The organism is Thiohalocapsa sp., from assembly GCF_019695415.1.
Lineage (GTDB): Bacteria > Pseudomonadota > Gammaproteobacteria > Chromatiales > Chromatiaceae > Thiohalocapsa.
Genome location: NZ_JAIFKJ010000376.1, coordinates 1 through 8,816, shown reverse-complemented (window position 1 = coordinate 8,816; position 8,816 = coordinate 1). Strand labels below are relative to the sequence as shown.

Here is an 8,816-nt window from a genome sequence, read left to right as displayed (position 1 = left end):
CTGCGCAAGTTCGGCAAGTTCACGGTGCCGGAGTTCATCGGCGACCGCTACTACTCGCAGGCGGCGCGCATCGTCGCGGTCATCTGCCTGATCCTGGCCTCCATCACCTATGTCATCGGCCAGATGAAGGGCATCGGCGTGGCCTTCTCCCGCTTCCTGGAGACGAGCTACGAGGTGGGCCTCTACATCGGTATGGGCATCGTCGCCATCTACGCCGTGCTCGGCGGTATGAAGGGCATTACCTATACTCAGATCGCCCAGTACGTGGTCCTGATCCTGGCCTACACCATCCCGGCCATCTTCATCTCCCTCACCCTGACCGGCATCCCGCTGCCGCAGATCGGTCTTGGCGCCGGCTACGTGGAGGACGGCGCGCAAACCGGTGTGACGCTGCTCGGCAAGCTCGATCAGGTGGTCACGGATCTCGGCTTCAAGGAGTACACCACCCAGGTGATGGGCAGCACCCTGAACATGTTCGTCTACACCCTGTCACTGATGATCGGCACCGCGGGCCTGCCCCACGTCATCATCCGCTTTTTCACCGTGCCGAAGGTCAAGGATGCACGCTACTCCGCCGGCTGGGCATTGGTGTTCATCGCCCTGCTCTACACCACAGCCCCGGCCGTCGGCGCCATGGCGCGCCTGAACCTCATGGACACCATCCAAATCGGCCCGGTAGGCAGCGAGGAAGGCAACCTCCTGTACGAAGATCGCCCGGAGTGGTTCAAAAAGTGGGAGACCACGGGCCTGCTGCAGTTCGAGGACAAGAACGACGACGGCCGCATCCAGTACTACGACGACACCAATCCGGAGTTCGCCGAGAAGGCCGAGTCCTTCGGCTGGAAGGGCAACGAGATGGTCAAGGTGGACCGCGACATCATGGTGCTCGCCAACCCGGAGATCGCCGGACTGCCCAACTGGGTCATCGCCTTGGTGGTAGCCGGCGGCCTCGCGGCGGCGCTGTCTACGGCCGCGGGATTGCTGCTGGCCATCAGCTCGGCCATCTCGCATGACCTGCTGAAGGGGGTATTCATGCCGGGGATCTCGGAAAAGGCCGAGCTCAACGCCGGTCGCCTCTCCATGATCGGCGCAATCATCGTGGCCGGTTATCTCGGACTCAACCCACCGGGCTTCGCGGCAGGCACCGTGGCCATCGCCTTCGGCCTCGCAGCGTCGAGTATCTTCCCGGCCCTGATGATGGGCATCTTCATGAAGAAGATGAACAACGCGGGGGCGATCGCCGGCATGCTGGCGGGCATCACGGTCACGCTGCTGTACGTGTTCCAGCACAAGGGGATCTTCTTCGTGCCCGGCACCGAGTTCCTGATGCCGGAGCTGGGTATGGGACCGGACTGGTTCTTCGGCATCTCGCCGAATGCCTTCGGCGCCGTTGGCGCGCTGGTGAACTTCGTCGTGGCCTTCATCGTTGCGGCGGTCACCAAGGCGCCACCGGAGCACATCCAGCACTTGGTTGAAGACGTGCGCGTGCCACGCGGCGCCGGCGAGGCCACCGGGCACTGAGCCTGAGGCCAACAACGACACACTGACCTCCAGCCCCGCGCAAGCGGGGCTTTTTTTGCGCCGCGCTCCCATTGCCAGCAAGCGAGCCTCCGTCCTCTGCATCCAAAGCGCGGAGTCGCGCTGCCCGACAACCCACCGGCAAGGTCGCAACCTGACGGCGGAAGCAGAGCCCACGGAGTCGCCGAGGGTGTTGATTGCCAGTCACCCCGCGCCCCCTGGCGACCGTCTAACTACTCTCTTTGGGTTGAGGCCATAGCCGCTGGAGCCGCCCCTGCTTGACCTCACTGGACCCGGAGCATTATGCTGTTAATGCGAATCGTTCGCGTTTTTATGCGCCACGCCAGCCGTAGTTGACACCGATGTAAACGCGGCCGCCACGAGGACTGCGTTCAGGCCCTCAGCGGCCACATCGGAACCCGGGCAAGCCAGGTGTTTCTTTCCATCCCGCCTTCGGCCACGCCGATGCACAGGAGACACAGGCATGCTCGTGACCACGCTGCGACCCGTTCCCGATCACCGTCTGCAGGCGCACACACCGGCGGCGTCTGCCCCGGCGCCATGCCAGGATCCGGCGCCGCCGCAGGGGCGGCTGCCCATGCCCACACCCCTGCGCCATCCCGACGCCGGCCTGCGCCTCAGCGGGCATTGGCTCGAGATCCTGTCCGACCTCAGCCTGCTCGGCGACCTGGGCCTGGAGCTGGCGACGGCGCGGGTGCGCCTGTTAGACAGGATCTCGCTGGGCGCACTGCGCGGAGACAGCGCGCTGGCGACCCTAGCCGGGACGGAGCAGTCATTCCGGCTGCTGCTGACGCGCTGCCATGCCCTGTCGGCGGCTCCGGCAGGGGACGCCCTGCTGCTGGAGGACGACCTCGGACGCCCGCTGCTGCGACTACGCCAAGTGACAGCCGACGATTGGTGGCTCTGGCACCTGGTGTTGAGGGGCATCCTCCGCGGTGCCGAGCGCGTGGTACCGGTCCGCCAGACGCCGCCGGCGCTGGCGCCGCTGTCGAGGCACCCGCTCGGCGCGCTCCAGACGCTCTGCGCGGACGACGCCGATGCGCCCGGCTTCACGGATACCGCGGAGCTCTCCGGGCAGCTGGCCCTCGAGCCCGCGCGGCTGCGAGGCGACGCCGCAGCCGCCGGCGGAGCGGCCGTGGCCGCGGACCCGGCGCTGATTTCCTGCGCCCTGCGATCCCTGTGCGAGGAGGTGCTGCCATTGGTGCTCACCACCGGCTCGGATGCGCTCGTGCTGCGGCGGCAGGCCGCGTTCCATCTCTACGAGTACGCCCAGGGCCGAGCAAGGCTCACCGGCGACGCGACCTGTTTCGAGATCGACCTCGCGGCCATCGACAGCGCCTGGGTGGTGGGCGGGGACACCCGTGATGGGGGCAGCCGGCAGCTGCGGCTCTACGATGCCGACGGCCGGGCACTCGCTATCATCGCCCCCGTACCCACACGGGCCGCCGGCCGGGGTGATACCGCTGCCGCACACCGCCGGGGTGAGCCGCACTTTTGGCGATCCCTAATGAACGCGCTGGAGAGCTGAACGCTCTTCAAGGCTGAAGCATGACCGAACCCTGGCGCAACCAGACCCAACTCACCGGGAGAGACTATGACTCGCTCCACCATTATCGTGGGCGCCCTGCTCGGCGCCTTGCTTGCTGCCCCGCTCAGCGACGGCAACGCCCTTGGCGCGGCGGCGACCGCCGCCGCCTGGATCGGCGCGATGCTCGCGCTGCTGGCCGCCGCGGCGATCACCCTGGGCTGGTTGAGCCTGCGGGATAGGCAGCGCCTCTACGGCCCCGCGACGGAATGCGCCGAAGCATGATCCTGGCCCGGCTACGCGACTACCTCGCCGAGCACCGCCGAGTTTCGCTCGTGGACATGGCGAACAGATTCGACACGGACCCCGACGCCCTTCGCGGCATGCTCGCGACGTTAGAGCGCAAGGGCCGGGTGCGCAGGCTGCCCGCCGGCAGCCTCTGCGGCACCTGCGCTAGGTGCGACCAGGCGGCGCCGGAGCTTTACGAGTGGGTGGACGACGCCCCGAGCGCCAGCGGTCCGGAGCCCGCCTCGCCGGCCACCTCCACCTGAGCTGAAGCAACGCAAACGCCCGCCAACGCAGCTGTGTGACAGTGCCGAGAATGGAATGACAGACATTGTTCGAAGTGGCAGCAGCGACTGCAGGCGCCGCTGACTGCTGCGGCGGGGTTTCGACGCTGCCCCCCATTGACGCGACGCAGCGTTGAGCCGTGCCGCAGCCGGACGATTGGGTTATGGTTCCGCCGTCCCGGCGATGGTGCGTGCCGGCTCCGCAAACACGAGGCGCAGATGGACGTCGAGCTCATCGAGATCCGCGAATTCCTGGCCGGCAACGCCCCTTTCGACCGCCTGCCGGATGAGGTCCTGGACCGGCTTCCGCAACGGCTCACCGTCCGCTATCTGCGCCGGGGCACACCCTTTCCACCGGGGGATGACGACCGACCCTACTTGTATATCCTGCGCCGGGGAGCCGTCGAGCTGCGCGACGCAGACGGCAACCTGATCAGCAAGCTCGCCGAAGGGGATCTCTGCCCGTCACCCTGCGGGGATGGTGCCCCCAGCATGGGCGGCCTGCGTGGTCAGACCACCGAGGACACGCTGGCGTACCTGCTGCCCTGCGAGGAGCTCGACCGCCTGCGGGCCGCCCACGTCGAATTCGCCGCGCATTTCGACGCCTCGGTGTCCGAGCGCCTGCGCACGGCGCTGGATGCCATGACGCATGACGCCGCCGGCACGGCGCTCATGACGGTACAGGTGAGGGACCTGCTGAACCGAGCCCTGGTGCATGGCGGGCCGGACATCAGCATCCGCGACGCTGCGCGCATCATGAGCGAGGCACGTGTGTCCTCATTGGTGCTCACCGAGGCGGGCCGGCTGGTCGGTATGATTACCGACCGCGACCTGCGCAACCGCTGCCTAGCGGCCGGCGTTTCGCCGCAGGAGCCCGTCCGCCGCATCATGACTGAGCACCTGCACACGGTGCGCGACGACACCCTCGGCTTCGAGGCGCTCATCACCATGTCGAGGCTCAACGTCCACCATCTGCCGGTGCTGGACGACAACGGCGTGCGCGGCGTCTTGTCGACCTCGGACCTAGTGCGAGTGCAAAGCGCCAATGCCGTGTACCTGGTCGGCGATATCCGCAAAGCGAGGTCCCTGGAAACCTTAGCGAGCATCAGCGGGCGCCTCACGGAGCTTCAGATTCAGTTGGTGCACTCAGGGGCCACGGCGAGCCAGATCGGGCAGGCCATCACCGCCGTCACCGACGCCATCACCACCCGGCTGCTGGAGCTCGCCGAGGCGGAGCTAGGGGCGCCGCCGGTACCCTACTGTTGGATGGCGGGCGGCTCCCAGGCGCGTCGGGAACAGTCTTCCTACTCCGACCAGGACAACGCACTGCTGATCGCTGACCACCTGAAACCGGAGGACGACGACTACTTCAAGGCGCTGGCCCGCCGGGTCAACGACGGTCTCGATGCCTGCGGCTATATCTACTGCCCCGGCGAGGTTATGGCCAGCAACGACAAATGGCGCCAACCGCTGAAGATCTGGACCAAGTATTTCAACACCTGGATCAAGCGCCCGGAGCCCATGGCGCTGATGCTTTCCAGCGTCTTCTTCGACCTCAGGCCCATCCACGATCCGGAAGGCCTCTTCGGGGAGCTCGCTGAGCGCATCCACACCATGTCAAAGAAGGAGACCATCTACATCGCCTACATGGCCGCCAACGCGCTGAAACATCGCCCGCCCATCGGCTTCTTCCGCAACTTTGTGCTGATCCGCGGCGGCGAGCATAACCAGACCTTCGATATCAAGCACCGCGGCATCGTCCCCATCGTCGACCTTGCCCGCGTCTACGCGCTCTCCGCGGGCTTGGACGAGATCAACACCGTGGAGCGTCTGCGGGCCGCCGGCGCGGCCCGTGCGCTGAGCAGCGACGGCGCCGCCAACCTGGTAGATGCCTACGAATTCATCGGTACCCTACGCATGCGCCACCAAGCCGAGCAGCTCAAGCGCGGCGAAATGGCAGACAACTTTCTGTCGCCGGAAGAGCTCTCACCTTTGGAGCGCGGCCATCTCAAGGATGCCTTCGCGCTCATCAACAAGATGCAGGAGTCCCTGGGCCAGCGCTATCAGGCCGGCCGCTTCGCCTGACCTGCCGGTCCGAAAGACAACCGGCTTGCGCCCGCTACTGCACATGATCTCGGCATGACCCAGCCATGAGCCGCCTGCTTCTGGAATGGCGCCGGCGTTGGCGCCTGCGCCGGCTCGCGGCCTGCCCGCTGCGGGATTACCTCGAAGCGCCCTTCCCGCAACCACGGCGGGATTACCGCGACGTGGAGTACGTCGCCGTGGACCTGGAGACCACGGGCCTGAACGCCCGCCGGGACCAGATCCTGAGCATCGGCTGGGTGTGTCTTGCGGGCAACCGCATCCGGCTCAACAGCGCCCGCCATCGATTGATTCGTGTGCGCGGCAACATCCCCGCAGACAGCGCCGTCATCCACCAGATCACCGACGACGTGGCCGCCAGCGGGATTGCGCTGTCAACTGCCCTGCCGGAGCTGCTGGCGGACCTAGCCGGTCGTGTGCTTATCGCCCACCACGCCCGTGTAGAGCTTCGCTTTTTGACCGCCGCCTGTAGGCGGCTCTGGGGCCAGGGACTCCTAGTGAGAGCTTTGGACACCCAGACCGTTGCCCGGCGACTGCTCGAGCGCCGCCAGATTCCGTTCAAGGGGTCGGATCTGCGCCTGCATTCGCTCTGCGAGCGCTACAACCTGCCCCGCTACGGCGCTCACAACGCGCTCAGCGATGCACTGTCTGCCGCAGAGCTCTTTTTGGCCCAGGCGGCCCATCGTGACACGGGCCACGGCATGAAGCTTGGGGATTTCCTGTGAAGCTCGTCGGGATCAATCGGCCCACCGCAGCCCTGCTCGCCGTCCGCGCAGAGCCGCGCAGACTGTTTGGCCCGCATTGCATGACGAGGCTCGGCCGAAGCCTGGACCAGCAACACGTACTGGGGCTTCTACGGCAGAAAAGATGGGCCGCACGTCCCCCGGCGCCGGCCGATCGATTCGGCGCCGAGGAACGCACGACCCATGCCCGTTCGCGGCATGCCGGCGATGACCGTGACCAGCCGCCTCACGCAGCCGCCCGAACCCCATTTGCGTGGTTTGCCGCTGCCAACAGCATTCACGCGCCACCGCCCCGACTGCCGCTTGATCTAGTCGCCTCTCGCAATTTGTTGCTAGAACGATACACAAAATCAGCCGCCGCTCAGTCTATCGGCGCCGACGCCATGCCATGGTGAGTATTCGCCACAGGAACCACAACCCAAACCAGCAGACTGCCTCAGAATACGCCCGACCAACCTAGCCTATGTTGTTTCTCGAAAACAGTGTAGTCTATTTGACGCCAATGTGTCGCTCAGCCATGGGCGCCATTGGTACCGTTGTCGCCATGAGCTTGCCCTTGCAGGCAATGCGCCGCCGGTATCACTCGCGTGCCCGCCGCCGCGGTGGCTGCTGCGCAACAGACCTTACCGCCGTCCGCGGCACGCACCCGCACACCAGACAAGGGTTTGCCCCGGGCGGCCTTCCGGGAAACGGCGTGTTCAGGCGCCCCGGAGCGCTATGAGTCACGAGCCCCTCCCTGCATGCGTCCCTGCCCCTGCCCTGCGCCAGCGCCTCGGCGACCCGCAGCTGGTGCTGTTCGATTGCCGCTTCTCGCTTACCGACACCGATGCAGGAGCCCGAGCCTACGCAGATGCCCATCTGCCAGGCGCCCACTACGCCCATCTCGATCAACACTTGTCCGGAGCGGTCGCGGACTCCACGGGCCGACATCCGCTGCCCGAGCCCCAAGCGCTGGTTCATTGGCTGGCAGCTTGCGGCGTCGGCAGCGAGACCGACGTCGTGGTCTACGACGATCTTGGCGGCGCCTTAGCGGTGCGGCTCTGGTGGCTGCTGCGCTGGCTCGGACACAGCCGTGTGGCGCTGCTGGACGGCGGCCTCCAGGCCTGGCAGGCCGAGGGCGGCGCGCTCACCGCCGAGGCTCCGCGGCCGAGCCCGACCACCTTCTCCGGTGAGCCGGACAACACGCACTGGATCACCACGGACGCGCTGGCGGCGGCGCTCGCGGCTGGTACGGTGCAGGTCATCGACGCGCGCGCACCAGAGCGCTTCCGCGGCGAGCAGGAGCCCATCGACCCGGTAGCGGGGCACATCCCCGGCGCCATCAACCTTCCCTTCACCGGCAACCTCGACGCCGACGGCCGGTTCCTGCCACCGGAGGTCCTGCGCGAGCGCTTCGCCGCCGCCCTCGGCGACACCCCGCCGGCCCGCGTCGCCCACAGCTGCGGATCGGGCGTCAACGCCTGCCACAACCTCTTCGCCATGGAGCTGGCGGGGCTCGCCGGCTCCAGGCTCTACGCCGGCTCCTGGAGTGAATGGATTCGGGACCCGGCGCGGCCAACAAGTCGCAGCTCGACTGCCGACCCCCGGATCAGTCCTCCCCCGCAACCCTGAGCACCAGCTTCCCCACGTGGCGCTTCTCCAAGAACGCCGTCTGCGCCAAGGCGATCTGCCGCAGCGGGAAGGTGGCGGCCACCAGCGGGCGAAGACGCCCATCTGCGATGTAGCCCACCACCGCCGGGAAGACCCCAGCATCCAGCGCCGTGCAGCCCAGCAGGGTCAGGTCCTTGAGGTAGAGCGTGCGCAGATCCAGGGTCACCAATGGACCGGCGATGGCGCCCGAGGTCGCATAGCGCCCGCCGGGCCGCAGCACATCCAGCAGCGCCGGGAAGCCGTCGTCGCCCACCAGATCCACGACGACATCGACGCTGCCGGCGCCGAGCACCGCCGCCGGCGCGTCATCGCGCGACAGAGTGCGCACCACGCCCAGTGCCCGCAGCGCATCGGCCTTCGCCGGCCGGGTTACCGCGATCACCTCCGCCCCGCGCAGCCGAGCGAGCTGGACGGCCGCGGAGCCGACGCCGCCGGCGCCGACGCGGATCAGCACGTCGCCCGGCCCGGGCGCCGGCACCGTGATGTCCTCCCGATACTCGAGCTTATCCAGCCCGCCGTGGCCGGTGAGCAGGACCGCCCGCATGGTCGTTGGCTGCTGCGTGTCGACTCTCGATCCGGCTCATGTGAAGACGCGAAAGAAAAGGCCCCGGCGATCTGACCAGAACCGGACCGAGCCGCGCACTCCCCGCACCACGCCTGACCGCCCCCCCCAACCCGCACTTCGTA

General features: G+C 67.3%; 8 protein-coding genes. 7 read left to right on the top strand and 1 reads right to left on the bottom strand.

The annotated features are described in order from the left end of the window. From I6U14_RS10820 to I6U14_RS10790, 7 genes are all read left to right on the top strand, one after another. Nucleotides 1-1,521: sodium:solute symporter family protein (locus I6U14_RS10820; RefSeq protein WP_296899231.1), on the top strand; the 1,521-nt coding region annotated here is incomplete at its 5' end. A gap of 481 nt (nt 1,522-2,002) precedes the next feature. Continuing rightward, nucleotides 2,003-3,067 carry a hypothetical protein gene (locus I6U14_RS10815; protein WP_296899229.1) on the top strand — a complete coding sequence of 355 codons (1,065 nt, stop codon included), beginning with the start codon at nt 2,003-2,005 and terminating at the stop codon, nt 3,065-3,067. A 66-nt stretch (nt 3,068-3,133) separates the two neighbouring features. Continuing rightward, nucleotides 3,134-3,349: a hypothetical protein gene (locus I6U14_RS10810; RefSeq protein WP_296899227.1), complete on the top strand. Its 216-nt coding sequence runs from the start codon at nt 3,134-3,136 to the stop codon at nt 3,347-3,349. Beyond that, nucleotides 3,346-3,615 (top strand): FeoC-like transcriptional regulator, encoded by a 270-nt coding sequence (locus I6U14_RS10805; protein ID WP_296899225.1) that lies wholly within the window; start codon nt 3,346-3,348, stop codon nt 3,613-3,615. The genes I6U14_RS10810 and I6U14_RS10805 overlap by 4 nt, the downstream gene beginning before the upstream one ends. 237 nt (nt 3,616-3,852) lie before the next feature. Continuing rightward, nucleotides 3,853-5,718, top strand: coding sequence for a putative nucleotidyltransferase substrate binding domain-containing protein (locus I6U14_RS10800; RefSeq protein WP_296899223.1), 1,866 nt, complete (start codon nt 3,853-3,855; stop codon nt 5,716-5,718). 65 nt (nt 5,719-5,783) lie between these two features. Continuing rightward, nucleotides 5,784-6,461, top strand: a complete 678-nt coding sequence (locus I6U14_RS10795) for an exonuclease domain-containing protein (RefSeq protein WP_296899221.1) — start codon at nt 5,784-5,786, stop codon at nt 6,459-6,461. A gap of 735 nt (nt 6,462-7,196) precedes the next feature. Continuing rightward, the gene (locus tag I6U14_RS10790) at nt 7,197-8,090 is read left to right on the top strand and encodes a sulfurtransferase (RefSeq protein ID WP_296899219.1); all 894 of its coding nucleotides are present in this window, start codon (nt 7,197-7,199) and stop codon (nt 8,088-8,090) included. On the opposite strand, the gene I6U14_RS10785 is transcribed toward I6U14_RS10790, so the two are convergent. Further along, on the bottom strand, nt 8,068-8,673 hold the full coding sequence (locus I6U14_RS10785) for a zinc-binding dehydrogenase (protein WP_296899217.1): 606 nt from the start codon (nt 8,671-8,673) through the stop codon (nt 8,068-8,070). The two genes, I6U14_RS10790 and I6U14_RS10785, sit on opposite strands and share 23 nt — an antisense overlap. Nucleotides 8,674-8,816 lie beyond the last annotated feature (143 nt).

Excerpts from the sequence above, each read along its gene's own strand:
- I6U14_RS10815 (WP_296899229.1), top strand. The coding sequence starts at position 2,003 with ATGCTCGTGACCACGCTGCGACCCGTTCCCGATCACCGTCTGCAGGCG.
- I6U14_RS10810 (WP_296899227.1), top strand. The coding sequence starts at position 3,134 with ATGACTCGCTCCACCATTATCGTGGGCGCCCTGCTCGGCGCCTTGCTT.
- I6U14_RS10805 (WP_296899225.1), top strand. The coding sequence starts at position 3,346 with ATGATCCTGGCCCGGCTACGCGACTACCTCGCCGAGCACCGCCGAGTT.
- I6U14_RS10800 (WP_296899223.1), top strand. The coding sequence starts at position 3,853 with ATGGACGTCGAGCTCATCGAGATCCGCGAATTCCTGGCCGGCAACGCC.
- I6U14_RS10795 (WP_296899221.1), top strand. The coding sequence starts at position 5,784 with ATGAGCCGCCTGCTTCTGGAATGGCGCCGGCGTTGGCGCCTGCGCCGG.
- I6U14_RS10790 (WP_296899219.1), top strand. The coding sequence starts at position 7,197 with ATGAGTCACGAGCCCCTCCCTGCATGCGTCCCTGCCCCTGCCCTGCGC.
- I6U14_RS10785 (WP_296899217.1), bottom strand. The coding sequence starts at position 8,673 with ATGCGGGCGGTCCTGCTCACCGGCCACGGCGGGCTGGATAAGCTCGAG.